Raw genomic sequence first — 26557 nt, 5'->3', positions numbered from 1 at the left:
CGCGCGCCATGAGTGAACAAAGCAGCATGCCCGTCTGGCACGGCACCACGATCCTGTCGGTGCGTCGCGGCGGGAAAGTGGTCGTCGCGGGCGACGGCCAGGTATCGATGGGCCAGACGGTGATGAAGCCGAACGCGCGCAAGGTCCGCACGCTCGGCCCCGAAGGCAAGGTGATCGGCGGCTTCGCGGGCGCGACCGCCGACGCCTTCACCCTGTTCGAACGGCTCGAGGCGAAGCTCGAACGCCATCAGGGCCATCTGATGCGCGCCGCGGTGGAGCTGGCCAAGGACTGGCGCACCGACAAATATCTGCGCAACCTGGAGGCGATGATGATCGTCGCCGACAAGGACGTGACGCTGATCCTCACCGGCAATGGCGACGTGCTGGAACCGGAGGCGGGCATCGCCGCGATCGGCTCGGGCGGCAATTTCGCGCTCGCCGCCGCCCGCGCGCTGGTGGATTATGAAAAGGACGCCGAGACGATCTGCCGCAAGGCGATGGCGATCGCGGCGGAGGTCTGCGTCTACACCAACGATCGCCTCGTCGTGGAAACGCTCGACAGCGCGACCTGACGGGCCGCGCCGGCTGATTGCGACGGATTGCGGCGGATTGTTCCGGGGCGGCGGCTAAGCGCTTGTCTTCCGCCCCGCGTCCGTCCAATCACGGCGTCCATGACCCTCCGCACCCTTACCGCCGGGCGCTTGCTCGCGACCGGCGTCGCCGCGCTGTCGCTCGTCGCCTGCTCGCAGGGCGATGCCCGCCCCAAGACCGCCTCGTCCAAGGCGCCGGCCAAGCCCTATTCGCGCGATCCCTACCCCTCCACCTACCGCGCCTATCCGGGCGTGCCGACGGTGGTGCGCAACGTCACGATCTACGATGGCGAGGGCGGCCGGATCGACAATGGCCAGGTGCTCTTCGCCGACGGCAAGATCGTCGCGGTGGGCGCCAGCGTGAATGCGCCGGCGGATGCACAGGTGATCGACGGCACCGGCAAGTGGGTGACCCCCGGGATCATCGACATTCACAGCCACCTCGGCGACTATCCGACCCCCAGCGTCCAGGCGCACAGCGACGGGAACGAGGCGACCAGCCCGATCACCGCCGATGTCTGGGCCGAACACAGCGTCTGGCCGCAGGACCCGGGCTTCAGCCGCGCGCTGGCCAACGGCGGCGTCACCACGCTGCAGATCCTGCCCGGCTCGGCGAACCTCATGGGCGGTCGCTCGGTCACGCTCAAGAACGTCTATTCGCGCACCATGCAGGGCATGAAATTCCCCGGCGCGCCCTACGGCCTGAAGATGGCCTGCGGCGAAAACCCGAAGCGCGTCTACGGCTCGAAGAACCGCCAGCCCTCCACCCGCATGGGCAATATCGCGGTCGACCGCGCGACCTGGGCCAAGGCGCAGGATTATCGCCGCAAGTGGGACAAGTATGAGGCCGAAGGCGGTGAGCCCCCCGCGCGCGATATCGCGATGGACACGCTGCGCGGCGTGCTGGCGGGCGAGATCCTGATCCAGAACCACTGCTACCGCGCCGACGAAATGGCGATCGTCGAGGATATGGCGAAGGAGTTCGGCTACAAGGTCACCGCCTTCCACCACGCGGTCGAGGCGTACAAGATCGCTGACCTGTTGAAGGCGAATGGCACCTGCGCCGCGGTCTGGGCCGATTGGTACGGCTTCAAGATGGAAAGCTATGACGGGATCGGCGAAAACCTCGCCATCCTCGAAAATGCCGGCGCCTGCGCGATGATTCACTCGGATGACGAAAACGGCATTCAGCGGCTGAACCAGGAAGTCGCGAAGGTGCTCGCCAGCAGTCGCCGCGTCGGCATCAACATCGCGCCGGAAGTGGCGTGGAAGTGGCTGTCGCTCGGCCCCGCCAAGGCGATGGGCATCGCCGACCAGACCGGCAGCCTCGTCCCCGGCAAGATGGCCGATGTCGTGCTGTGGAATGGCGATCCGTACAGCGTCTATACCCGCCCGGAAAAGGTGTGGATCGACGGCGCGCTCCTCTATGATGCCAATGATCCCAAGCGTCGCCCGGTGAGCGACTTCGAGCTTGGCCAGCCCGGTTCGGGAGACGTCAAGTGAAGCGCGCTTTCCTCCTCCTCGCCACGATGCTGGCGAGCCCGGTCGCCGCACAGACGGTCGCGATCACCAATGCGACGATCGCGGTCGGCGATGGCAGCGCCCCGGTCGAAGGCGGCACGGTCGTGTTCCAGAACGGCCGCATCGTCGCTGCCGGCTCCGGCGTCGCCGTGCCCGCCGGCGCGCAAGTGATCGACGGCAGCGGCAAATGGGTCGCGCCTGGCTTCATCGCCGGCTTCAGCGATCTCGGCATCAGCGATGCCGGCGGCGTGCGCGAAAGCAATGACACGGGCGCGCGCACCGCGCCGTTCAACGCCGCGATCGACGTCTCCACCTCGATCAACCCGGCCGAGGTGAAGATCGCCAACGAGCGCTTGGGCGGCGTCACCCGCGCGCTGGTCGCGCCGGAGGCGTCGAACTCGATCTTCGCCGGCCAGGGCGCGGTGATCGATCTCGGCAATGATCCCAATGCCGTCACCCGACCACGCGCCTTCCAGTTCGTCGAGCTTGGCGAAGCCGGCGGGCGTCTCGCCGGCGGCAGCCGCCCGGCGGCCTATGCTGCGCTGCGCGATGCGCTGGCGCAGGCAGAGGATTACCGCCGCAACCCCGCCGCCTTTGGGGGCCGCGAAAAGGACTCGATGGTGAAGCGCGGCGACGCGCAGGCGCTGCTGCGCGTGCTCGACGGCAGCGTGCCGCTCGTCGTCCATGTCGAGCGTGCGAGCGATATCCTGACAGTGCTGGCACTCCCGCGTGAGTATCCCAAGCTGAAGCTGGTGCTGACCGGCGTCACCGAGGGGTGGATGGTCGCGCGTGAAATCGCCGCCGCCCGCGTGCCCGTCATCGCCGCCGCGCTCGCCGATCTGCCGGCGCAGTTCGAATCGCTCGGCGCGACCGAATCCAACGTCGGCCGCATGCGCGCTGCCGGCGTCCAGGTCGCGCTCGCCTCGACCGGCAACAATGGCGGGGAGCATAATCTGCGCCAATATGCCGGCAATCTCGTCGCGATTACCCGCGTGCCCGGCCACACCGGCCTGACCTGGGGCGAGGCGCTCGCCGCGATCACCTCCGGCCCGGCCGCCGCGCTCGGCATGGACAATGAGCTCGGCTCGCTGCGTGCCGGCCGCCGCGCCGACGTCGTGCTGTGGGATGGCGACCCGCTGGAGATTGCCTCCGCGCCGACCGCGGTGTGGATCGATGGCCAGCCCCAGCCGATGCGCTCGCGCCAGTCGCAGCTGCGCGATCGCTATCTGGTGCCGACCGAAGGCGCATTGCCCAAGGCCTATGAGCGCTGAGCAGCAGGTGAGCGGCGGTGGCTGACATGATCGTGGCCCCACCCGCGCGCTCGGCGGACGTCCCCACGCGCGAAGCGGGCATCCCCGCATGATGGCGGAAGCCGGCCTCGCCGCCCTGTGGTTCGCTGCCGCGCTCGCGGCGATGCAATTGCTGCTCGCCGCGCTGGCGGTGAGGCGCGGCGACGATACGCTCGCCAGGGCGGTGCGCCCCGTCGCGATCGTCCAGGGCGGGCTGTCGCTGGTCGCCATGGCCGCGCTGATCGGCGTGTTCCTCCAATCGGACATGTCGGTCGCCTTGGTCGTGGCGAACAGCCATTCGGCCAAGCCGTGGCTCTACAAATTCGCCGGCGCCTGGGGAAACCATGAAGGCTCGATGCTCCTGTGGGTCACCATCCTCGGCCTCGCGGGCGCCGCGGTCGCTGCGCTCGAACGCCGCCTCGCCGAACGCACGCTGACGGCGACACTCGGCGCGCAGGCGCTGATCGCGCTCGGCTTCTACGCCTTCCTGCTCTTCGCCTCGAACCCGTTCGCGCGGCTGGTCAATCCGCCGGCGGACGGTCAGGGGCTCAATCCGCTGCTGCAGGACCCCGGCCTCGCCTTCCACCCGCCGACGCTCTACGCCGGCTATGTCGGCCTGTCGGTCGCCTTCTCCTTCGCGGTCGGCGCGCTCGTCACCCGCGACGTCGGCCCCACCTTCGCTCGCGCGATGCGCCCCTGGGTGCTCGCCGCCTGGGTGTTCCTGACGATCGGCATCACCGCGGGCAGCTATTGGGCCTATTATGAGCTCGGCTGGGGCGGCTGGTGGTTCTGGGACCCGGTCGAGAACGCCTCGCTGATGCCGTGGCTTGCCGCAACCGCCCTGCTCCATTCGGTCAGCGTGCTCGCCACCCGCGATGGGCTGCGCGCCTGGACGGTGATGCTGGCGGTGGTCGCCTTCTCCATGTCGATGCTCGGCACGTTCCTGGTCCGCTCGGGCATTCTGACGAGCGTCCACGCCTTTGCCGTCGATCCCGAACGCGGCCTGTTCATCCTGGTGCTGCTGTCGCTCTACATCGGCGGCGCGCTGGCGCTGTTCGCGACGCGCATCGGCGTGGTGCGGGCGGGCAATACGTTCGAGCTATTGAGCCGCGAGGGGAGTCTGGTGGCCAACAACCTCCTCCTCTCAGTGATCCTCGGCATCGTCCTGATCGGCACCTTCTACCCGATCGTCGCCGCCGCGATGGGCACGCAATTGTCGGTTGGCCCGCCCTTCTTCGAAAAGGCCGCCGGGCCGATCGCGCTCATCCTCGTGGCGATCATGGCGGTCGGGCCGCTGCTGCGCTGGCGCAAGGATGATGCTCAGGCGCTCCTGCAGCGGATGACCTGGCCGATCGCCGCCACCGTCTTCACCGCCGCGGCGCTGGTCGTGTTCGGCGGCGGGATCGGCATCATGCCGCTGATCGCGATCGCGCTTGCCGCCGGGCTCGCGGTCGCCAGCGTCGCGCCGCTGTTCGGCCGCAACCTGCGCCGTACGCCGCTGTTCGTCTATGGCATGGTCGTCGCCCATCTCGGCATCGCGGTGAGCCTCGTCGGCATGGCCGCATCCTCGGCCTATACCCGCGAGACGCTGGTCGCGGCCGGCGTCGGGGAGCCGGCGCGCGTCGGCCCCTATCGCGTCACCTTGCGCGGTATCCGCCCGGTGATCGGCGACAATTGGACCGCGCTGGAGGCCCGGCTTGAGGTGCAGCGCGGCGACGGCCCGGTCACCTTCCTCGCCCCGCAATCGCGCTATTTCTCCAACCCGCCGACGACCACCAACGAAAGCGCGATCCTCACCAGCGCGGACGGCCAGCTCTACACCGTCATCGGCCAGCCCGATGGCGCGGGCCGCTGGCAGCTGCGGCTGTGGTGGAAACCCTGGGTGACGCTGATCTGGTATGGCGGCGGGCTGATCGCGCTGGGCGGCGCGCTGTCGATCCTCGGCCACTGGCTGCGCGATCGCCGGCAGAAGAAGCGCGCGGATGAGGCGGCGGAGGCGCTCGCCTGGGCATGAAGCGCTGGCTCCTCTGGCTACCGCTGGTCGTGTTCCTCGTCCTCGCCGGCTTCGCCGTGCGCGAGCTTCGCCGGCCGAGCGACCGGACGGTCTATTCGGCAATGGTGGGAAAGCCCGTGCCCGACATCACCCTGCCGCCGATCGTTCCGGGCAAGCCCGGCCTCGCGCCCGCTGATCTCAGGACCGGCCAGCCGCGCCTCCTCAACATCTTCGCCAGCTGGTGCGTGCCGTGCATCGCGGAGGCGCCGCAGCTCATGAAGCTTAGGGCGATGGGCATTCCGATCGACGCCGTCGCGATCCGCGACACCGGCCCCGCCATCGCGACCTTCCTCGCCCGCCACGGTGACCCTTATCAGCGGATCGGCGATGATCGAGATAGCCAAGTGCAGCTCTCGCTCGGCTCCTCCGGCGTGCCGGAAACCTTCGTGATCGACGGGAAGGGCGTAGTGGTGAAGCAGCATGTCGGCGACATCCGCGACGATGACGTGGCCGCGCTGGCCGAGGCATGGCGCAACGCCCGGTGAGCGCGCTTCTGCCCCGCATGCTCGCCGCCCTCGCTGCCAGCCTGCTCGCGCTCGCCGGCCCCGCGACTGCGCAGACGCGTCCGCCGGCCGATTACGCCAACGTCCAGCTGCGCGATCCCGCCAAGGAGGCGGAGGCGAAGGCGCTGATGGAAACCTTGCGCTGCCTCGTCTGTCAGGGTCAGTCGATCGCCGACAGCGACGCCGACATGGCCGGCGACATGCGCAGCCTGGTGCGCCAGCGGATCGCCGCCGGCGACAATGCGACGCAGGTCCGCGACTGGCTGGTCGCCCGCTACGGCGATTACGTGACCTATGATCCGCCGATGAGCGCGGTCACCCTGCCGCTCTGGCTCACCCCGATCGCCCTGCTCGCGATCGGCATCTGGATCGCGCGGTCCAGCTTCCGCAGGCGCCGTCGCCGACACAAGTGAAAGTAGCGAAATAGGACTGGATTTGTCCGTCGCTGCCGCATAGCCTCTTCCACAACAAAAGTTATGGGGAGGGTGCGGCATGACCGTCACTTTGTGGGATCACCCGCTGTCGCCGTACGCGCAGAAGGTGAAGATCGCGCTGCGCGAGAAGGGCGTTCCCTTCGACACGGCGGTGCCCGGCGGGATCGGGGTCGGCGGCGCCGCGGGGGATTTCCTCGCCGCCAATCCGCGCGCGGAGGTGCCCGCGCTGCTCCATGACGGCACTGCCATCTTCGATTCGACCATCATCCTCGAATATATCGAGGATTGCTGGCCCGACCCGGCGCTGCTCCCCGCCACCCCCGCCGATCGCGCCCGCGTGCGGATGATCGAGGAGGTGGTCGACACCCATCTCGAGGCGGTGAACTGGGGCCTCAGCGAATTGCGCTGGTTCCGCCGCGCCGAAGGGCCGCTGGGCGAAAGCCTCGCCACCAGGGCAGCCGAGCAGATCCGCGGCTATCACGCCTGGCTCGAACGCGCGCTCGGCGACCGCCCCTGGTTCAACGGCGACAGCTTCGGCTGGGGCGACCTCAGCGTCGTGCCCTACCTCAACGGCTCCGCCGGGCACGGCGTGCCGCCGGCGCCGGGATCGAAGCTGGCCGACTGGCTCGCCCGCGCCAATGATCGCCCATCGGTGCGCGACACCGTCGCCGATGCCGCCGCGACCGCCTCCACCGGCGGCATGGGCGATGTCGCCAAGCTCCTCGAACAGGGCCTCTTCAAGCGCGAATATCGCGACCACCGGCTCGAATGGATGGTGAAGTCCGGCGGGCTGGAGGTCGTCACCCAGGGCCTTGAGCGCGGCAACATCCGCTTCTCCCCCGATCTCACCTGACCCTCCCTCCGCCAGCCAGAGAAGACCGACCATGCATCTCGTCAGCGATCACATCATCGAGGGCCGGCAGGGCCCGACCTTCGACCAGGCCTATCCCACGATCCCCGGCGCCGACCTCATCGACATCAAGCGCTTCACCGCCGGCCAGCCGTGGGACGATTTCCGCCGCATGCGCGAGGAAGCGCCGGTGATGTGGCATCCGATGCCGGGCAACGGCATCGGCTTTTGGGCGGTGACGAGCTATGATGGCGTGAAGCGCGTCAACGGCGATCCGGAGACGTTCAGCAGCGAGAAGGGCGGCATCCTGATGGCGCTCGGCCCGCAGGAAACGCGTCACCCGGTGCTCTTCTCCGCCTCGACCAACTCGATGATCAACCTCGACGGCCGCCCCCACCGGGAGCTGCGCCGCGAGCACATGCCCTATTTCACCGCCAGCTACATGAAGGGGCTGCGCGCCCGCGTCTCGGCCGAGGTCACCCGCCTGCTCGACACGATGGCCCCGCTCGGCAAATGCGACCTGGTCGAGAAATTCTCGCAACGCCTGCCGATCTTCACCCTGTGCGAAATGCTCGGCGTGCCGGAGGCCGACCGCGAGCGCTTCATCGGCTGGATCCACTTCCTCGAAATGGCGCAGCAGGTTGCGACCGAACAGGCGCAGCAGATCGCCAGCGGCGGCGAGCTCAGCCCGCAGATCCTCGCCTTCATCGAAATGTTCAACAAGAATATCGCCGAGATGTTCGAATACGGTCGCCACATGCTGGCCAAGCGCCGCGCCGATCCGCAGCCCGACCTGATGAGCGCGATCGCCAATGCCATGGTGGAGGGCGATCCGCTGCCCGATCCGTACCTCGACGGCGCCTGGCTGCTGATCGTCTTCGCCGGCAATGACACGACGCGCAACTCGATCTCCGGCGCGATGAAGCTGTTCACCGAAAATCCGGCTGAGAAACAGCGGCTTCAGTCCGACGGCAGCCTGCTGACCAATGCGGTGCACGAGATCACCCGCATGGTCTCGCCGGTCATCTACATGCGCCGCACCGCGACCCGCGATACCGAGATCGAGGGGCAGAGGATCGCCGAGGGCGAAAAGGTCATCATGTATTACGGCGCGGCGAATCGTGACCCGAAGATGTTCCCCGATCCCGACCGCTTCGACATCACCCGCGCCAATGCCGAAAAGAACATCGCCTTCGGCCACGGCCCGCACATCTGCATCGGCCGCATGACCGCGCAGTTGCAGCTGGAGGAAGCGTACCGCCAGATCTTCGCTCGCTTCCCCGACATCCGCTGGACCGGCGACATGGACATCGCGCCCAACAATTTCGTCCACGCCGTCCGCCGGCTGGAAGTGGAATTCACCCCCGAACGCGCGGCGCAGGCCGCCTGATGGCCGGCGGCATTGCGGCGGCGGGCGCGCCGCGCTGGATATCCTGGTGGTTCCGCGGCGCGGCGGTCTTCGGCCTCGTCGCGCTGCTGCCGCAATATCTCCTGCCACAGCCGACGGGGGCGGAGCTGGTGGCCTATGGCTTCATCGGCACCGCCGCCGCCTTTCAGCTCGTCTTCTGGGTGATCGCCGGCGATCCCGTCCGCTACCGCGCGCTGATGCTGCCCTCGGTGGCGGAAAAGCTCGCGTTCGGTGTGCCCGCGCTCCTGCTCTTTGCCTCCGGCAAGGCGCCGGCGCCGGTGCTGCTGTTCGGCGCGATCGACCTTCTCCTCGGCCTCGGCTTCTTCCTCGCCTGGCGTGCCATACCAATCCACCGCGCCTGAAATAGGGAGAACGCCGGCTTGACGGCGGGGGCCGGCGCTCTCCACCCTCGCGCATACGTGTGAGGATCACTAGTTAGGCGCCAATGCAGCTTGTAATTGTCGAATCGCCCGCAAAGGCGAAGACCATCGAAAAATACCTCGGCTCCGATTTTCGCGTTCTCGCGAGCTACGGCCACGTCCGCGATCTGCCGGCCAAGGACGGCTCGGTCGATCCCGACGCCGGCTTTGCGATGGAATGGGAAAATTACGCCGACAAGGCCAAGCAGCTGAAGGCGATCGCCGATCTCGCCAAGGATGCCGACCGCCTGATCCTCGCCACCGACCCTGATCGAGAGGGGGAGGCGATCAGCTGGCACGTCCAGGAAGTGCTGGCGAAGCGCAAGGCGCTGCCCAAGAAGGTCGATCGCGTCACCTTCAACGCCATCACCAAGCCCGCGGTGACTCAGGCGATGGCGAACCCGCGTGAGCTCGATACCGATCTGATCGACGCGTACCGCGCCCGCCGCGCGCTCGACTATCTCGTCGGCTTCACGCTCTCGCCGGTGCTGTGGCGCAAGCTGCCCGGCGCCAAGTCCGCCGGCCGCGTTCAGTCGGTCGCGCTTCGCCTGATCGTCGATCGCGAGCGTGAGATCGAGGCGTTTCGCGCGCAGGAATATTGGTCGGTCACTGCCGCCATGGAGCAGGACGGCACGCCCTTCACCGCACGCCTCGTGCAATGGGACGGCAAGAAGCTCGACCGCCTGTCGATCGGCAATGAGGGCGACGCGCTGAAGGCCAAGGCCGCGGTCGAGGCCGGGCGCTTCACCGTGGAGCGGGTCGAGACCAAGCCGGCGACGCGCAACCCGCCGCCGCCCTTCACCACCTCGACGTTGCAGCAGGAGGCAGCGCGCAAGCTCGGCTTCTCCGCCGATCACACGATGCGGATCGCGCAGCAGCTCTACGAGGATGGCGCGATCACCTATATGCGTACCGACGGCGTGCAGATGGACGGCAGCGCCATCGATGCCGCACGCGGCTCGATCGCCAATCGCTATGACGCGAGCTACGTCCCCGACAAGCCGCGCCAGTATCAGACCAAGGCGAAGAACGCGCAGGAAGCGCACGAGGCGATCCGCCCGACCGATTTCAGCCGCGACCGCGTCGGCTCGGGCGACCATGCCCGCCTCTACGATCTCGTCTGGAAGCGCGCGCTCGCCAGCCAGATGGCCTCCGCGCGGATGGAGCGCACCACCGTCGACATGGCGGACGGGACCGGGCGCAACGTGCTGCGCGCGACCGGCCAGGTCGTGCTCTTCCCCGGCTATCTCGCGCTCTACGAAGAGGGGCAGGACGATAGCGCCGACGAGGATGCAAAGCGCCTGCCGCGGATGCGCGACGGCGATTCCCCGGCCAAGAAGTCGGTCGACGCCGAACAGCATTTCACCCAGCCGCCGCCGCGCTTCTCCGAAGCCTCGCTGGTCAAGCGCATGGAAGAGCTCGGCATCGGCCGCCCGTCCACCTACGCCTCAATCATCAAGACGCTGAAGGATCGCGCCTACGTCCGCGTCGAGAAGAACCGCTTCTTCGCCGAGGAGAGCGGGCGGCTCGTGACGGCGTTCCTCGAACGCTTCTTCGAACGATACGTCGGCTATGATTATACCGCCGAGCTTGAGGAGGAGCTGGACGACGTCTCGGGCGGCCGCGCACAATGGCAGGCGGTGCTCGAAAGCTTCTGGCGCGATTTCAAGCCGCGCACCGCCGAGGTGATGGAGTTCAAGCCGAGCGAAGTCACCGAACAGCTCGACGCCTTCCTCGCGCCCTATCTCTTCCCCGATCGCGCGGACGGCAGCGATGCACGGCTGTGCCCCAATTGCGGCAATGGCCGGCTCGCGCTGCGCGGCGGCCGCTTCGGCGCGTTCATCGCTTGCTCCAATTACCCCGAGTGCAAATACACCCGCCGCTTCGCACAGGCGGGCGCCGAGGGCGGCGACAGCGGTGAGCCCGAACAGCTCGGCCATGATCCGGAAACCGGCCTCCCGGTCGAGCGCAAGTCAGGGCGCTTTGGCCCCTATATCCAGCTCGGCGAGGGCAAGGATGCCAAGCGCGCCTCGATCCCCAAGGATGTGGGCGAGCTCGACCTCGAAATGGCGCTGAAGCTCCTCAGCCTGCCGCGTACGATCGGCCAGCACCCCGAAACCGGCAAGGACATCGTCGCCTCGATCGGCCGCTACGGCCCCTATCTGCAGCATGACGGGAAGTACGCCCGGTTGCAGAGCACCGCCGACGTGTTCGAAACCGGCATGAACGCCGCCGTGGTGAAGCTCGCGGAGGCCGCCGCCGGCGGTGGCCGCCCGCAGCGCGGCTCGCGCGAACCGCTCAAGGTGCTGGGCAAGCATCCGCGCACCGAGGCGGAGCTGAAGCTCATGGAGGGCCGCTACGGCCCCTATGTCACCGACGGCGAAACCAACGCCACTCTGCCCAAGACGATCGCTCCCGATGCACTGACGCTGGAGGAGGCCGCGCAGCTCATCGACGCGCGCGCCGCCATGCCGAGCAAGGGCAAGGCCAAGAAGAAGGCGCCCGCCAAAAAGGCCGCACCCAAGAAAGCCGCCGCCCCGAAGACCGCGGCCGCAAAGAAGGCACCGGCCGCGAAGACGGGCGCCAAGAAGACGGCCGCCAAGAAGGAAGCCGCGGCGGAATAAACACCGGCCGGCCGGCCCCTGCCCCGCAGGGCCGGCCGTTCCGGCGCGGGAAAAACCCTTTCCATGCAAGAAAGGTCACCCCGCCGCCGCGCCGATCGGCAAACGCCCGATCCGCGTTTGCTGCGCCTCGAAGCTGCCCCACTCCGCGCGTGATCCTCCGAACAGGTATGGCGCACGCGACCAGGATCGCCGTCGTCAGCGGACAGCCACCACCGATCCACGCAGCACATCAGGCCCGCCGACCCGCCTTCCTCGGCACGCACGCGCTCTTGCATCTGCTTGCGCCGCCCGGCGCTGCTGCCACGCGCCCGTGACAGGAAATCGGGCCGGCAGGCTCGACACGGCGCTGGCAATTGGCGTCCTACGCGTCGTCATCGGACAACGCACACCCGATCCGCAGCGCTACCCGACACCGGGCCCACCCGCCCTCGCCACCTACGCCCGCTCTTATCTGCATTCGGGCCCGCGCGGTAGCTACGCGTCGCGCGATAGGGGGTCGGCTCCGCGGGATCGGCACGCCACATACGGTCGCAACCTCGCCGTCGCCGCCACTCATCCGCGCGGCCCAGCCCGGACCAATCCAGCCCAAACCGGCGACCCGCCGGGCCTCACCGCGCCCGACCGCCTGCATCTGCTTTGGCCGCCCCCACGGCTGTCACCCTCTTATGAGGGACGGATCGGCTGGCGCGGTTCGTCTCGCGCGAGCGGATCGTCGCGGTGGCTATCGGCCAGCTCCCCCCTACCCGCGCCCGTCGACGCAGCGGCCCGTCCGGGCGCGCCATACAGGCACGCATCCGCTTGCGCTGGCTTGCGCGGCTGTTACGCTCCGATGATGGGGGATCGGATCGGCTGGCTCGATACGGCGCGCGCGATCGGCATCGTCGCGGTCGTCATCGGTCATTTCACCAGCGATCCCGCGGTGCGCGCGGCGATGTTCCATTTCCACATGCCGCTGTTCTTCATGCTGTCGGGCATCGTCTTCGGCACGCCCGCCCCCGCGCGCCTAATTCGGCGCCGCGCGGCGACCTTGCTCCTGCCCTATGCCGCCTGGCTGCTGGTGATCGCGCTGTCCGACGCGGCGATCGCGGCGGTTGCCGGGTATCAGGCCTATCTGCCGTGGGATCATCCCCCGGCGGCGCTCGCCCGGTTGCTGCTCGGCGGCACGTTCCTCGTCGCCCCGTTCGGCATCTTCTGGTTCGTCACCTGCCTCTTCGTCACTCAGATCCTCGCTGCCCTCCTGCTGCGGCTGCCCGCGCGCTGGCTCCCCGCCACCGCCGCTGCTGCCCTCGCCGCGGCGTTGCTGATGCCCGCCCTCCCCAATCCCTGGGGGGTGATCAGCGTGCCGCTGGCGCTGTTCTTCTTCCTCGCCGGCATCCTCCACCACCGTCACGCCGACCGGCTTGGCGGGCCGCTGACGCTCGCGGCGATCGCGCTCGCGCTCCTCGCGCCGCTGTCACGCCCGCTCGACCTCAAGGTCGCGGACGCCGGCACGCCGCTCTTCAGCATCCTCGCCGCGCTCGGCCTGTGCCACCTGATCCTGCTGGCCGCGCGCCGGCTGCCCCGCTCGCCCGCCATCGAACGGCTCGGTCAGGCCAGCCTCGTCATCATGTATGTCCACCTGACGCTTTATTACGCGTTGCGCGACGTGCTCAGCGCGCCGCTGCTCGCCCCCCTCGCGCTTGGCTTCGGTGTAGCCTTATGGATGCTGCTGGATCGGTTCGATGCGACCCGCTGGCTGATGCTGGGCAAAGCGCGGCCGAATAACTCCGCCAACAGGCCGGTTGTACCCCGCCTCCACCACGAGCGTGCGTAATTCGCGGCCAAACTGCTCCAGGATTTCGCGCTTGTCCCAGCGCGCCGCGGCAAGCCGCCGTCCCGCCGCCCCCATCGCCGCGCGCCGCACCGGATCATCGATCAACGACGCGATCGCGTCCGCCAGCGCGCGCGCGTCATGCGGCGGCGTCAGCAGCCCGGCCCCGCCCAATTCTCGAGCAATTCCCGTACCTTCGTCCGCCGTGGCAATCACCGGCCGCCCCGACGCCAGCATGTTGGGCAGCTTTGACGGCAGCACCAGATCCGCCGCTCCCGCGATCTGCGGCAGTACATGCACACTCGCCAACGCCAGAAGATCGCCCAGCAGTTCGGTCGGCTGCAGGTCATGGATCATCACCCCACTCCCCCGCGCCGCCCCCTCCAGCGCTGCCCGGTTGGCGCCATTGCCGCAGATCACGAACTGGATATCGGTCCGCCAGCCAAGCAGCCGGGCCGCCTCGACGACGAGCTCAACGCCTTGTTTTGCCGCTATATTCCCGGAATATAGCACCACATGCGGCCGCCCGATGCGCCATTCGCGACGATAGGGCGACTCAGCCTCCGCCCGATGGACGACCGCCGGATCAGCCCAGTTCCTGAACTCGAACACGGCTGCACCGCGCCCCAGCTTCGCCGCGAGCCGCTCGCACATCGCCGGCGAAATGCTGCTCACCCGGTCCCCCGACAGCGCCCAGCGCTCGACCGCGCCCAGCAGCGCGGCGGTTTGCCGGCCACCCGGCAACTGCCCCGTCGCCAGCGCAACCTCGAGCTCGAGATCCTGGACATGGATCCACAAGGGCCGCCGCACGCATGTGGCGACGAGCCGCGCCACCGCGGTCGACAGGATCGATGGCGCAATTGCGACAATCACGTCGGGCCGCCGGCGCCAGCACGCTCGCAGCATCGCCCAAGTCGCTAGCAGGGCGAAGCTCAGATGATGGAGGATGCGTCGCCAACCACGCGGGACCGAGGGCACGAAGTGCGGCAGCCGTGTCACTGCAACCCCGCCCTCGCACCGGTGCGTCACCTTGTAGTGGGAGTAGCCCGGCAGCACCGACCAATGCGGGTAACAGGGCGTGCCACAGATGACACGAACTTCATGGCCATCCGCCAGCATTTCGGCCATGCCGCTGGTATAAACAGCAATGCCGACCGGTTCGGGCGCGTAATTGTGACCGAGCACAAGGATGTCGAGCGGCGTCTCGGTCATCGGATCTGACCAAAGTCAAAGATCAGGCGCTGGCGTGCCCCCGCCGCCCCCGCGTCTCCATTGCCCATCAAGCTGCCCCCCGGCGCCGTTGCTTCGGCAGGGGCAAGCTTCACTGATTACTGACAAATGTCCAGAGCGGATTAACCATCTTCGTGCGGCAAGGGAATGCGAGCAATTCTGCTCCTTGTGATGCTAGAACTTCGGGCCCGCAACTGCCCGAACCGCCCGCTTCGGCTTTTCATCGATCAGCTTTGCGATTGCTGGGGACCGCGCATCCGCATGGGCGTAATCACGCGCCGACATCCCGGCGATATTGTCGGTCTGGTCGGGGTTTGCGCCCGCGGCAAGCAGGCTGCGGACCATCGGCAGATCGCGCTTCTGCACCGCGCGGATCAGCGGCGTCTCGCCCCCGCCATTGCCCAAATTGGGGTTGGCCTTGTTCGCGGTCAGCACGTCGACAATCGCGTTTTGGCCGTATTGGACCGCGAGGAGCAGCGGCGTGTCGCCGCGGCCATCGCGCATGTTGGGATCGGCGCCACGCTGCAGAAGGAAGCGCAGGTACGTCGAGTCACCGCGCTTCACCACGATGTGGAGGGCCCCTTCGCCGGTCGTGATGTCGCGCGAGTTGACGATCCGCTGCCCGGGCTGGTCGAGCATCTTCACCACCGTGTCGCCATCGGCTTTGCGCACCGCCTCCAGAAACTTGTAGCCCTGGGACTGCTGCTGCGCAGCGGCCGGTACGGCGGCAGTGATCAGGAGGGGAACGAGCAGGCGGCGCAGCGTCTTCACAGGCAGAAGGTCCATCCGATGGTTGCGATCGCGGCCTTAACAGATCAAGGCTGGCGATGCCATGAACGTCCGCCTTCTCATCAGCCTAGCCCCCCTCGCCCTCCTCGCCTGCTCGCCCGCCGCGACCCCGACGCGCCCGCCGCTGGAGGGCGCGCGGATCGGTGGACCGATGAGCTTGATCGATCAGGATGGGAAACCGTTCAGCGATCAGGCGCTGAACGGCAAATATCGCATCGTCTATTTCGGCTACACCTTCTGCCCCGACGTCTGCCCGGTCGACGTGCAGAATATCGGCGCCGGCCTGAAGCTGCTGGAGAAGAGCGATCCCGCGCTCGCCGGGCGGATCGTGCCCGTCTTCATCACCATCGACCCGGAACGCGACACGCCCGCGGTGCTCAAGCAATTCGTCTCCGCCTTCCACCCGCGGATGATCGGGCTGACCGGCACGCCGGAAGAGATCGCCAAGACCGCAAAGGACTACGCGATTTTCTACCAGCGTGGTAAGGGCACGTCCGGCGGCTATCTGATGGATCACAGCCGCCAGGCCTATCTCATGTCCCCGGACGGCAAGCCGCTCGCGCTGCTGCCGCAGGAGGGACCGCCACAGGCCATCGCCGACGAGATCAAACGCTGGGCTGAATGACGCGCTTCTGGGAAGACACACCGCTCGACAAGCTTGACCGCGCGCAATGGGAAGCATTGTGCGACGGCTGCGGCAAATGCTGCCTGCACAAGCTTGAGGACGAGGAAACGAACGAGCTTTACCCGACCAACGTCGCGTGCCGCCTGCTCGACCGGCGCACCGGATTCTGCTCGAACTACAAGCACCGGCATGCCTATGTGTCGGAATGCGTGCGGCTTTCGATGCGCAATGTCGACGCGATTGAGTGGCTGCCCTCGACCTGCGCCTATCGCCTCCGGCTGCACGGCGAGCAGTTGCCCGAATGGCATTACCTCGTGTCCGGTGATCGCGAGGCGGTGCATCGTGCGGGCGAATCCGTGCGCGGCTGGACGATCAGCGAAGATGACGCCGGCGAACTGGAATATCACATGGTCGATCGCAAGCTGTGAGCGGATTGTCTCGGCCGGGTGCGCCGGGAGACGCTGGATCATCGATGGCGCAGAAAGTCCACCTTGCCGATCCAGGCCACGCGATTGAGGTGGTTCGGCACCCGACCGCCCGGCGCGTGAGATTGAGCTTCGACCCGCTGAGCGGCCGCGTCCGCCTGACCATCCCGAAACGTGCCTCCGCCGCAAAGGCACTCTCCTGGGCAACGGGCTATGGCGACTGGATCGCGGCGCAGCGCGCCCGACTTCCGCGCGCCCGCCCCTTTGAGGATGGCGCTCAATTTCCGTTCGACGACGACCTGCTCACCATTGTCTGGCAACCTGGCCGGTCGCGGATCGTGCAGCGCGAGGGCGACCTGCTGCTCCTCTCGGGGCCGCCCGAAACAATCGCCCGCCGCGTAGAGACATGGTTGAAGCGCGAGGCGCTGTCATTGCTGGAGGCGGACACGCGTTTTTATGCCGATCGCGCCGGCATCGCGGTGGAGCGCGTTTCGATTGGTGATCCTCGCGGGCGGTGGGGCAGTTGCAGCAGCACGGGCGCGATCCGCTACAGCTGGAGACTGGCGCTCGCCCCCGTGGCGGTACGCCGTGCAACCGCGGCGCATGAAGTGGCGCATCGCATCCACATGGATCATTCGCCCGCGTTCCACGCGCTGGTCGAGCAGCTATACGGCAGCGACCCGACGCCACATCGTCAATGGCTGCGCACCCAAGGTGCGACACTTCACTGGTATGGTCGTTCCTCGACGGGCGGCGGCGCCGGGTAGCGACGCTCGCCGCGGGGCTCCCGCGCGGGCGCGCGCGGGTCCCTGCCGGTCACGCGGTCGATCCAGTCCTGATCCAGCCGTTGCGGCGGCGCGGGCTGAGCCGGATCGCCATCCTCGATCACCGGACGCTCGGCGCGCGGCGACGGACGCTCAATGCCGCGGCCATAATCGTCCTCAGGCAGCGGCACCGCGTCGGTGGGCAGCGGCTCCCCATTGTCGTCGACAAAGACGCTATTGTCCGGCTCCCCGAAATAGCTCTCCTCATCGGGTTCGAGCTGCCATTCAGGCAGGGTCACTTCGGTCTCGAACTGCTCGATCGGACGATTGGCCACCGCCTTGGTCATGAACTGAGCAAAGGCGCGGGCCGGCGCGGCGCCGCCCTGCAAGCCGCCGATCGGCTTGGCATCATCCCGGCCCATCCACACGCCCGTCGTCAGGCCGGAGGAGAAGCCGAGGAACCAGCCGTCCTTGGAGGATGAGGTGGTACCGGTCTTGCCCGCCACCGGGCGACCGATCTGCGCGGCGCGGCCGGTACCGGTATTCACCGCCGTCTGCAGCAGGTCGGTCATCTGGGCGGCCACATAGGGCGCGACCAGGACGCGGCTGCGATCGACCTCATGCTGATAGATAACCTCGTTGTTCGCCGTCACCTTGGTGATTCCGTACGGCATCACAGCGACACCCTTGTTCGCGACACTGGCAAACGCCCGGGTCATGTCGATCAGGCGCACGTCCGACGTGCCGAGCACCATCGACGGCTGGGTGTTGACTGGGGTCGTGATGCCGAAGCGGCGCGCCATGTCGGCGACGGTGGTGAAGCCGACCTGCTGGCCAAGCCGCGCCGCAACGGTGTTGAGCGAATAAGCAAAGGCGGTCCTCAGCGTCACCTGCCCCGAATAGCGGCGCGAGCTGTTGCGCGGGCTCCATCCGTCGATCGTGATGGGTTCATCCACCACCGTCGTCTCCGGCGTCATCCCAGCCTCGAGCGCGGCAAGATAGACGAACAGCTTGAAGGCTGAGCCCGGCTGCCGCTGCGCCTGAGTCGCGCGATTGTAGATCGACGACACATAATCCTTGCCGCCCACCATCGCGCGCACCGCGCCATCGCGATCGAGCGAGACCAGCGCGCCCTGCGCGCCGCCCGGCGCATTGGCGCGCACCGCGGCATCCGCCGCGCGCTGCATGTTGAGATCGAGCGTGGTCCACACCTCGAGCGGCTTTTCCGTCTCGTCGATCAGCAGCTCGAGCTGAGGCAACGCCCAGTCGGTGAAATAGCGCACGCTGTTCTGCTTGGGCTCGGGCGCGAGCTTGACCGCCTGCGGATCGGCCTCGGCCGCCTCCGCGGCGCTGATCACGCCATTCTCGGCCATGACATTCAGCACGACCTGTGCGCGGTCCACCGCGGCCTGCGCGTCAGCGGTCGGCGAATAGTTCGACGGTGCCTTGACCAGCCCCGCGATGATCGCCGCCTCGCTCAGCGTCAGGCGATTGGCGCCATGGCCGAAGAACTTGCGCGACGCAGCGTCGATGCCATAGGCGCCGCCGCCATAATAGACCTTGTTCAGGTACAGTTCGAGCACTTGTTCCTTGGTGAACTTGCGCTCCATCGCGAGCGCCAGAATCCACTCGCGGAACTTGCGGCCGAACTTCTTCTGATTGTTAAGGAAGACGTTGCGGGCGAGCTGCTGCGTGATCGTCGACCCGCCCTGCACCCAGCGACCGCGATCAAAGCGCACCTTCACCGATCGCGCGACTCCGATCGGGTCGACGCCGAGATGGCTGTAGAAGCGCTTGTCCTCCACCGCGATCGTCGCATCGCGCATGATCCGCGGGATGCGATCGAACGGCAGCCATTCGCCATAGCTCGGCCCGATCGACACCAGCACAGTGCCGTCGGCGGCATGGACCCGGATCATCTGGCCATTGGGCGAGGATTTCAGCTCATCGAAGGAGGGGAGCTGCGTCCGCGCGATGTAAACGGCGGTGAGCAGCGCACCAAAGGCAACGACGGCCAGCGCGATCAGGATCTTGATCGCGATCGACAGGCGTCGACGCCAGGGCGAGCGGGGAACAGGGCGACGGGCCATCGGATGCGATCTGGCGGATAGTAGCTTAGGCTGGGCTTAACAAGGTAAGGTCGCCTGCCGCAGCAACAGAACATGTTGGCGCGCAAAGTGTCGCGCGCGCAACATCTACACGACGGATCTTCTCGCCCGCCGTGTGCCGGGGCTTACTTTCGCGGGCGGAAATCCAGGCTGACGGAGTTCATGCAATAGCGAAGGCCGGTCGGCGGCGGACCGTCGGGAAACACGTGACCAAGGTGGCTGTCGCAACGCGCGCACCGCGATTCGATGCGGATCATCCCGTGGCTGGTGTCACGATGATCAGTCACTGCATCGGGCGCGATCGGCTGGGTAAAGCTCGGCCAGCCCGATCCCGAATCGTATTTGTCAGCGCTGTCGAACAATTCGAGCGCACAGCCGGCGCAATGATAGATGCCGTCGGCCTTGTAATCATTGTACTTGCCGGCAAACGCCCGTTCGGTGCCTGCCTCTCGCAGCACGTGATATTGTTGGGGCGTGAGCCGCTCTTTCCATTCGGCTTCCGACAGGTTCAACTGATCCATGGGCGACTGGTCTCCGTAACTTGTCCTGCATCTGGTAGCGCGCGATGCACGGTGCAAGTCACGCGTTGGACCAGCGCGCCCAGATTGCGGTGGGCAGCACCAGGCCGCGTGCCTCCTCGCGCACGCCCAGCTCGCCGCATTCGACGGTGCCAGGCAGGTCGGCGAAGGCCTGGCGCAGCATCTCGCCGATCGCCAGCGCGGACATCCGCACGGCATAGACGGTGAGGAACAGCGCCCGCGAATGGGCGTCGAGGAGCTGGCGGCAGTCGGCAATCAGCCCCGGCAGATGCTCCTCCAATCGCCAGATCTCGCCGTCCGGGCCACGACCATATTTGGGCGGATCGAGCAGGATCGCGTCATAGCGGCGGCCACGGCGGACCTCGCGCGCGACGAACTTCGCCGCATCGTCGATGATCCAGCGCACCGGGCGATCGGTCATGCCCGATAGCTTCGCATTGGCGCGCGCCGCCTCGACCGACTTCTTGGACGCGTCGACATGGACCATCTTCGCGCCGGCGGCCGACAAAGCGAGCGTGCCGACGCCGGTATAACCAAACAAATTCAACGCTTCAGGCTCACTGACGCCCTCCAGCCGCTCGCGTAGCCAGGACCAGACGGGCGCCATGTCGGGGAAGAAGCCGAGGTGGCGGAAGGGCGTGTTCTGCGCGGTGAAGCGCACGGTACCGGGGCCGACGCCCCAGGCGAGCGGCCAGCCGTCTCGCGGGACAGGACGGGTATAATGCCACTGACCGCCACCCTCCTCGTCGCTGCCGGGAATGAATTCCCCGTGCGATTTCCAGTCGTTACTGGCCGGGGCCCAGAGCGCCTGCGGTTCGGGGCGGATGAAGCGATAGTCGCCGTAGCGCTCGAGCTTTCGACCATGGCCGCAATCGACGAGGCCATAGTCGCTCCAGGGTTCACCGATGAGCGTGTCGAGTTTCATGGGAGCAGCGTTACCGCCATGCTGATGGACTTGGAACCGCCGGGCGGGATCAGGAAGATGCCGGCTTTATCAATGAATTCACCGGCATAGCCCTCCGGATCGGCGATGCCGTGCCATGGCTCGACGCAGATGTAGCGGGCGCCGGGCTTGGTCCAGATGCCGAGCATCGGAGTGTCGGGAAAGTCGATCCGCAGATGCGGCCCGCCAGGCGCACCGTAAGTGACGCTGGAGGAGCGGACATTGTCCCACACCAGCGCGTCATGCGCGAACAGATCGTCGGCGAGGTGGAGCGTCCGGCCGTCCAGCGGGGATGGGAGCGAACCGGCCTTGATCGTGCCGTCATCGGCGATGGGCCGGACGCCATCCGGCTCATTTTGGCCAAAAGTGATGACATGCTGGCCACGTTTCGCGCCGCCCGGCAGCGGCCAGGCGAACGCGGGGTGAAAACCGAAACTCGCCGGCAGTTCGTTTTGGTTCGGATTGCTGATGAGGATGTCGGTTCGCAGCGTCGCGCCGTCGAGGCGGAAGGTCGCGTCGAGCGTAAAGGCGAAGGGGTAATGGACGCGCGTTTCGTCGCTGTCTTGCAAGCGGAAGGTGACGTGGGTCGGGCCGTGCTCGATCGGCGTGAACGGCAGGCGGCGGGCGAAGCCGTGCTGCTTCATCGGATATTCGCGGCCGCCGATGCGGATCACCTCGCCCGCAGGCTTGCCGACGACGGGGAAGAGCAAGGGGGAGCGGCCGGTCCAGAAGGCAGGATCGGCGTCGGTCATCAGCTCGCGGCCGGCGGCGTCCTTCAACGAGGACAGTTCCGCGCCGAGCGGGTTGATCGCCGCCGACAGATGATCGTTCGCGATGGTGATCCAGTCGGTCACTTTGCCTCCTTCATCGTCATCCCCGCCTAGCGCGGGGATGACGACCATGTGTCAGCCGCGGAGCGACGCGCCCAGTTTGGCGGCGGCGGCGACGACCTTGTCGGCGATCGTCTTCAGCTCGGCCTCGACGAACGCCTTGTCGCCGGGCTGGAGCACGATCTCTACCGCCATCGAGGTTTCGCCGTCCTTGGTGAAGACGTCGAACACGCGGGCGGAGACGATCGCGGCCTTGTCCGCGCCCTTCACTGCGCGCGCCAGTGCATCGGCGGCGACGCCATCGGGCACGAGGAAGGCGAAGTCACGGCGGACGGCCTGGAGAGCGGGCGGCGTATAGGCCGGGCGCATGAAGCCGGCGGAACGCTTTCCGGGGATCGCATCTAGATACAGCTCCACCGCGGCGACGCCGGCGTCGAGATCGAACGCGCGGGTGACATTGGGGTGGAGGATGCCGAAGGCGGCGAGCACCGTCTTTGGCCCGAGCCGCAGCGTGCCGGACTGGCCTGGATGCCAAGCGTCACCGGCTTCACCGAACACCTGCAAATTGTCGACCGGCGCGCCGGCGGCGGCGAGCAGCGCCAGCGCCTCTGTCTTGGCGTCGAACGCATCGAAGCCCTGCGCCTTGCCCGTCTGCCAGTGCCGCGCGCGGCGGTCGCCGGCGAGGACGAGGCTGAGCGTCGGGCGCTCCTTGTCGGCGAGATAGCGGCGACCGATCTCGAACAGGCGGATCGTGCCAGCACCGCGCCGCACGTTGCGCGCGGCGGCGGAGAGCAGGCCGGGCAGCAGCGACGGGCGCATGATCTTCAGGTCCTCGCTGATCGGATTGGCGAGCGTGAAGGCACCGCCACCGAACGGCGCGGCTTCGCCTTCCGAAATGAAGCTCCACGTCACAGCCTCGTCGAGGCCGCGCGCGGCAGCGGCGCGGCGGACGCGGCGTTCCAGCTTCTGCTCCGGCGTGGCGGTCGGCGTCGCGACACCCGGCGCGCGCGGCAGCGGCACGGAGGGGACGTTATCGATACCTTCGATGCGGATCACTTCCTCGACCAGATCGGCCGGGCCGTCCACATCGCGGCGCCAGGTCGGCGGGGTCACCTGCCAATCGTCGCTGACGGTGAAGCCGAGCGACTGAAGGATCGCGCGCTGCCGCTCCGGCGCGACGGCCAGGCCGCCCAGCGTTTCGGCGCGGGCGGGATCATAGGCATAGCTGCGCGTGCCGAGCGGTGGCTCGCCCGCGCGGGTGATGCCCGTCGGCTGACCACCGCACAGGTCGAGCACGAGGCGGGTGGCGATCGCGAGGCCATCGTCGAGGAAGGCCGGGTCGACACCGCGCTCGAACCGCTGGCGGGCATCGCTGGTCAGCATCAGCCTCTGGCCGGTGCGGGCGATATGCTCGGGATCGAAAAAGGCGCATTCGATGATGACGTCGGTGGTCGCGTCCGACACGCCCGATTCCTCGCCGCCCATGATGCCGCCGATGTCATGGACATGGGCATCATCGGCGATGACCGTCATCGTCTGATCAAGCGTGTAGGTCTTGCCGTTCAGCGCAAGCACCGTCTCGCCGGCCTTCGCCTTGCGCGCGACGAGGCCGCCGGAGAGCTTCGCCTTGTCATAGACGTGCAGCGGGCGGCCGAGATCGACGGTGATGTAATTGGTGATGTCGACCAATGCCGAAATCGGCTTCTGACCGATCGCGCGCAGCCGCTTCGCCAGCCATTCGGGCGAGGCGCCGTTGCTGACGCCATTGACGCCCTGCGCGAAGAAGGCGGGGCAGCCGGCGGGATCGTCGGTCCGTACGTCGGGGCCGGGGCCTTCGCCCGCAACCGGCTCTGCCGTCAGCGGCTTCAGCGTGCCGAGGCCGGCGGCGGCGAGATCGCGCGCGATGCCGCGCACGCCCATGCAATCCTGCCGGTTGGGCGTGATCGACACGTCGATGACGGGATCGTTGAGGCCCGCCCATTCGGCATAGACTTCGCCGACCGGCGCGTCGGCGGCCAGTTCGATGATGCCGTCATGATCGTCGCCCAGCTCCAGCTCGCGCGTGGAGCACATCATGCCGTTCGATTCGACGCCGCGGATCGCCGCGACCTTCAGCACCATGCCGTTGGCCGGCACCGTCGCGCCGGGCATGCCGAACACGCCGACGAGGCCGGCGCGCGCATTGGGCGCGCCGCACACGACCTGAAGCGGGCCGTCACCGGCGTCGACCGACAGCACCTGAAGCTTGTCCGCCTGCGGGTGGCGCTCGGCGGTCAGCACCTTGGCGATGCGGAAGGCGGCGAGCTTTTCGCCCGGGTTCTCGACCCCTTCGACCTCAAGGCCGATGCGGGTGAGGCCGACGACGATCTCGTCCAGCGAGGCCGAGGTTTCGAGGTGATCCTTGAGCCAGGAAAGCGTGAATTTCATCTCTATCGTCCGATCACGCCGCGCCGACGCCGCCCGACAGGGTCGGGACGTCGAGGGCGGAGAAGCCATAATGCTTGAGCCAGCGGATATCGCCGTCGAAGAAGGCGCGTAGATCGTCCATGCCGTATTTCAGCATGGCGAGGCGATCGATGCCGCAGCCAAAGGCGAAGCCCTGCCATTCGTCGGGATCGAGCCCGCAGGCGGCGATCACCTTGGGGTGGACCATCCCGCTGCCGAGCACTTCCATCCAGCCACCGTTGGGCACGTCGCCGCCGCCGCCGATCACGCGCTTGCCCTTTTGCAGCGTGTAGCCGACGTCGACCTCCGCCGAGGGTTCGGTGAAGGGGAAATAGCTGGGGCGGAGGCGCAGGACGATGTCGTCACGCTCGAAGAAGGCCTTCAGGAACGTCTCCAGCGTCCATTTCAGGTGACCCATGGTGATGCCCTTGTCGATCACCAGCCCTTCGACCTGGTGGAACATCGGCGTGTGGGTCGCGTCGCTGTCGCTGCGATAGGTGCGGCCGGGCGCGATGATCCGGATCGGCGGCTTGTTCGCCAGCATGGTGCGGATCTGCACCGGCGAGGTGTGGGTGCGCAGCAGGCGCGGGCGCTCGCGGTCCTCCGGCACATGATCGCCGGCGAGATAGAAGGTGTCGTGCATCGCGCGCGCCGGATGGGTTTCCGGAATGTTGAGCGCGGTGAAATTGTGCCAGTCGGTCTCCATCTCCGGGCCGGTGGCGACCGCGAAGCCGAGATCGGCGAAGATTTCCGCCAGTTCGTCCATCACCTGGCTGACCGGGTGGATCGTGCCGGCGAGCGGCGCATCGACCGGCAACGTCATGTCGATCCGCTCGGCGGCGAGCTTTGCCTCCAGCGCGGCGGCCTCCAGCGTGGCCTTGCGGTTGGCAATCGCGTTGGTGACGGCCTCGCGCAGGCCGTGGATCGCGGGACCCTTCACCTGGCGTTCCTCGGGGCTGAGGCCGCCCATCGACTTCAGCAGCGCGGTGACCCGGCCCTGCTTGCCCAGCGCGTCGACGCGCACGGTTTCCAGCGCCTCGAGCCCGGCCGCGGCATCGATCGCGGTCAGCAGGTGCGTCTTCAGGTCGTCAATCTCGGTCATGCTTTCCCGTTCCGTCATTCCACCGCGCCACATCGTCATTCCCGCGGAGGCGGGAATCCATACGCATTGTCTTCTCTACTCGAGCGAAACCGAGGTCGATCGCCAGATCGCGCCATTCGGGATTGCCCTCCTCGATCAGCCGCAGCTTCCAGTCGCGATTCCACTTCTTGAGCTGCTTCTCGCGGGTGATCGCCGCTTCCATCGTGTCTGCAATGTCGAACCAGACCAGACGATGGATCCCGTAGCGGGTGGTGAACCCTTCGATCAATCCTTCGCGGTGCTGGTGGAGGCGGGCGACGAGGTTCGAGGTCACGCCGATGTAGAGCGTGCCATGCCTGCCGCTGGCGAGGATATAGACGCAGGGTTGTCGGGACATCGGGTTCTCCGCTCGCGAGCGTTCGGAGAATATGGATTCCCGCCTTCGCGGGAATGACGGAAATCTTGTTATATGACCGACACGCAAAGGGCGCGGGTGTTGCCACCCACGCCCTTTGTGTCGCTCTGGAAGAAGAGGCTCAAGCCTCGGCCGGCAGCGCCTTCTTCACCTGAGCGACCAGCGCGCTAAATGCTTCGCCTTCGTGCATCGCAATGTCGGCCAGGACCTTGCGGTCGAGGTCGATGTTGGCGAGCTTCAGGCCGTGCATGAACTGGCTGTAGGTCAGACCCTCGGCGCGGACGCCGGCGTTGATGCGCTGGATCCACAGGCCACGGAAGGTCCGCTTCTTAACCTTGCGGTCGCGATACGCATACTGGCCAGCCTTTTCGACGGCCTGCCGCGCGATGCGGATCGTGTTCTTGCGACGGCCGCGGTAACCCTTGGCCTGTTCCAGAATGTTCTTGTGCTTGGCGCGAGTGGTTACGCCCCGCTTGATGCGTGCCATGTGCTAGTTCCTCTCGCTCAACGCAGGCCGTACGGGGCCCAGGCCTTCACCGTCGCGGTGTCGGCCTTCGACAGCACCTTGGTGCCGCGGTTCTGGCGGATGTACTTGCTGTTGTGGCTGATCAGGCGGTGACGCTTGCCAGCGACGCCGTGCTTGAGCAGGCCGGATGCGGTGAGCTTGAAGCGCTTCTTGACGCCGCTCTTGGTCTTGAGCTTGGGCATTTTGGTCCTTTCAAATCGAGCGAGACTGGAACCGCCGCGGCAGCCCTGATGGCCGGGCGATTCTTTTCACCTCGCTGGTAAGAAGCGGGGCGCATAGCGGGCGGACCGGCGAAATGCAACCAACGCGTGCGCCATGCGATTCCCGCTTTCATGG

The 26557-nt window shown here is 67.3% G+C and carries 24 protein-coding genes and 1 pseudogene; 14 read left to right on the top strand and 11 right to left on the bottom strand.

Annotated elements, in window-relative coordinates:
• The first annotated feature begins 26 nt into the window (after positions 1 to 26).
• From hslV to ACH0BU_RS08100, 11 genes are all read left to right on the top strand, one after another.
• Positions 27 to 572 carry an ATP-dependent protease subunit HslV gene (hslV, locus tag ACH0BU_RS08150; RefSeq protein WP_082102736.1) on the top strand — a complete coding sequence of 182 codons (546 nt, stop codon included), beginning with the start codon at positions 27 to 29 and terminating at the stop codon, positions 570 to 572.
• A gap of 99 nt (positions 573 to 671) precedes the next feature.
• Positions 672 to 2093, top strand: coding sequence for an amidohydrolase (locus ACH0BU_RS08145; RefSeq protein ID WP_296221592.1), 1422 nt, complete (start codon positions 672 to 674; stop codon positions 2091 to 2093).
• On the top strand, positions 2090 to 3382 hold the full coding sequence (locus ACH0BU_RS08140; protein WP_136451012.1) for an amidohydrolase family protein: 1293 nt from the start codon (positions 2090 to 2092) through the stop codon (positions 3380 to 3382). Before ACH0BU_RS08145 ends, ACH0BU_RS08140 begins: the two co-directional genes overlap by 4 nt.
• 88 nt (positions 3383 to 3470) lie before the next feature.
• Complete coding sequence (locus ACH0BU_RS08135; RefSeq protein ID WP_296221594.1) at positions 3471 to 5414, top strand: heme lyase CcmF/NrfE family subunit; 1944 nt, start codon at positions 3471 to 3473, stop codon at positions 5412 to 5414.
• The gene (locus ACH0BU_RS08130) at positions 5411 to 5938 is read left to right on the top strand and encodes a redoxin family protein (protein WP_145117812.1); all 528 of its coding nucleotides are present in this window, start codon (positions 5411 to 5413) and stop codon (positions 5936 to 5938) included. Before ACH0BU_RS08135 ends, ACH0BU_RS08130 begins: the two co-directional genes overlap by 4 nt.
• A 17-nt stretch (positions 5939 to 5955) precedes the next feature.
• Positions 5956 to 6369, top strand: coding sequence for a cytochrome c-type biogenesis protein (locus ACH0BU_RS08125; protein ID WP_241212746.1), 414 nt, complete (start codon positions 5956 to 5958; stop codon positions 6367 to 6369).
• 79 nt (positions 6370 to 6448) lie between these two features.
• Positions 6449 to 7243, top strand: coding sequence for a glutathione S-transferase family protein (locus ACH0BU_RS08120; protein WP_296221597.1), 795 nt, complete (start codon positions 6449 to 6451; stop codon positions 7241 to 7243).
• 31 nt (positions 7244 to 7274) lie between these two features.
• Positions 7275 to 8630 carry a cytochrome P450 gene (locus tag ACH0BU_RS08115; RefSeq protein ID WP_125946669.1) on the top strand — a complete coding sequence of 452 codons (1356 nt, stop codon included), beginning with the start codon at positions 7275 to 7277 and terminating at the stop codon, positions 8628 to 8630.
• Complete coding sequence (locus tag ACH0BU_RS08110) at positions 8630 to 9010, top strand: hypothetical protein (protein ID WP_296220984.1); 381 nt, start codon at positions 8630 to 8632, stop codon at positions 9008 to 9010. Before ACH0BU_RS08115 ends, ACH0BU_RS08110 begins: the two co-directional genes overlap by 1 nt.
• A gap of 83 nt (positions 9011 to 9093) precedes the next feature.
• Positions 9094 to 11691, top strand: a complete 2598-nt coding sequence (gene topA, locus ACH0BU_RS08105; protein WP_500263921.1) for a type I DNA topoisomerase — start codon at positions 9094 to 9096, stop codon at positions 11689 to 11691.
• 832 nt (positions 11692 to 12523) lie between these two features.
• Positions 12524 to 13504, top strand: coding sequence for an acyltransferase family protein (locus ACH0BU_RS08100; RefSeq protein ID WP_500263920.1), 981 nt, complete (start codon positions 12524 to 12526; stop codon positions 13502 to 13504).
• Here the strand turns inward: ACH0BU_RS08100 and ACH0BU_RS08095 are convergent.
• Together ACH0BU_RS08095 and ACH0BU_RS08090 are read right to left on the bottom strand one after the other, a co-directional pair.
• Complete coding sequence (locus ACH0BU_RS08095; protein ID WP_314471749.1) at positions 13388 to 14713, bottom strand: WcaI family glycosyltransferase; 1326 nt, start codon at positions 14711 to 14713, stop codon at positions 13388 to 13390. The two genes, ACH0BU_RS08100 and ACH0BU_RS08095, sit on opposite strands and share 117 nt — an antisense overlap.
• Before the next feature lie 192 nt (positions 14714 to 14905).
• Positions 14906 to 15517 carry an ankyrin repeat domain-containing protein gene (locus ACH0BU_RS08090; RefSeq protein ID WP_046407978.1) on the bottom strand — a complete coding sequence of 204 codons (612 nt, stop codon included), beginning with the start codon at positions 15515 to 15517 and terminating at the stop codon, positions 14906 to 14908.
• Between the two features lie 46 nt (positions 15518 to 15563).
• Between ACH0BU_RS08090 and ACH0BU_RS08085 the strand changes: the two genes are divergently transcribed.
• The 3 genes from ACH0BU_RS08085 to ACH0BU_RS08075 are packed head-to-tail and all read left to right on the top strand — an operon-like array spanning position 15564 to position 17337.
• Entirely contained in the window at positions 15564 to 16145 is a 582-nt protein-coding gene (locus ACH0BU_RS08085; RefSeq protein ID WP_296220973.1) for an SCO family protein, read from the top strand.
• Positions 16142 to 16573 (top strand): YcgN family cysteine cluster protein, encoded by a 432-nt coding sequence (locus ACH0BU_RS08080; protein ID WP_145117803.1) that lies wholly within the window; start codon positions 16142 to 16144, stop codon positions 16571 to 16573. Before ACH0BU_RS08085 ends, ACH0BU_RS08080 begins: the two co-directional genes overlap by 4 nt.
• 44 nt (positions 16574 to 16617) lie before the next feature.
• Complete coding sequence (locus ACH0BU_RS08075; protein WP_296220969.1) at positions 16618 to 17337, top strand: M48 family metallopeptidase; 720 nt, start codon at positions 16618 to 16620, stop codon at positions 17335 to 17337.
• Here ACH0BU_RS08075 and ACH0BU_RS08070 read toward each other — a convergent pair.
• From ACH0BU_RS08070 to rpmI, 9 genes and pseudogenes are all read right to left on the bottom strand, one after another.
• Complete coding sequence (locus ACH0BU_RS08070; protein WP_296220967.1) at positions 17295 to 19424, bottom strand: transglycosylase domain-containing protein; 2130 nt, start codon at positions 19422 to 19424, stop codon at positions 17295 to 17297. The two genes, ACH0BU_RS08075 and ACH0BU_RS08070, sit on opposite strands and share 43 nt — an antisense overlap.
• A 143-nt stretch (positions 19425 to 19567) precedes the next feature.
• Positions 19568 to 19963, bottom strand: a complete 396-nt coding sequence (gene msrB / locus ACH0BU_RS08065; protein ID WP_296220965.1) for a peptide-methionine (R)-S-oxide reductase MsrB — start codon at positions 19961 to 19963, stop codon at positions 19568 to 19570.
• Positions 19964 to 20021: 58 nt separating this feature from the next.
• A complete protein-coding gene (locus ACH0BU_RS08060) occupies positions 20022 to 20906 on the bottom strand; it encodes an RsmD family RNA methyltransferase (protein ID WP_296220963.1) in 885 nt (294 codons plus the stop codon).
• Positions 20903 to 21778, bottom strand: coding sequence for an aldose epimerase family protein (locus tag ACH0BU_RS08055; protein ID WP_314471755.1), 876 nt, complete (start codon positions 21776 to 21778; stop codon positions 20903 to 20905). The genes ACH0BU_RS08060 and ACH0BU_RS08055 overlap by 4 nt, the downstream gene beginning before the upstream one ends.
• 51 nt (positions 21779 to 21829) lie before the next feature.
• Positions 21830 to 24181, bottom strand: a complete 2352-nt coding sequence (pheT, locus tag ACH0BU_RS08050; protein WP_296218983.1) for a phenylalanine--tRNA ligase subunit beta — start codon at positions 24179 to 24181, stop codon at positions 21830 to 21832.
• A 13-nt stretch (positions 24182 to 24194) separates the two neighbouring features.
• Entirely contained in the window at positions 24195 to 25301 is a 1107-nt protein-coding gene (gene pheS, locus ACH0BU_RS08045; protein WP_046407964.1) for a phenylalanine--tRNA ligase subunit alpha, read from the bottom strand.
• An 85-nt stretch (positions 25302 to 25386) separates the two neighbouring features.
• Positions 25387 to 25677, bottom strand: a pseudogene (locus ACH0BU_RS08040) (GIY-YIG nuclease family protein); the annotation flags it as partial.
• Positions 25678 to 25816: 139 nt separating this feature from the next.
• Positions 25817 to 26182, bottom strand: coding sequence for a 50S ribosomal protein L20 (gene rplT, locus ACH0BU_RS08035; RefSeq protein ID WP_294444813.1), 366 nt, complete (start codon positions 26180 to 26182; stop codon positions 25817 to 25819).
• Positions 26183 to 26199: 17 nt separating this feature from the next.
• On the bottom strand, positions 26200 to 26403 hold the full coding sequence (gene rpmI / locus ACH0BU_RS08030; RefSeq protein WP_046407959.1) for a 50S ribosomal protein L35: 204 nt from the start codon (positions 26401 to 26403) through the stop codon (positions 26200 to 26202).
• Positions 26404 to 26557: the final 154 nt, after the last annotated feature.

The sequence above is a fragment of the Sphingomonas olei genome, from assembly GCF_045369765.1.
GTDB classification, from domain to species: domain Bacteria; phylum Pseudomonadota; class Alphaproteobacteria; order Sphingomonadales; family Sphingomonadaceae; genus Sphingomonas; species Sphingomonas panaciterrae.
The sequence above is the reverse complement of the archived record's forward strand: the minus strand, read 5'-3'. Positions and strand labels throughout refer to the sequence as shown.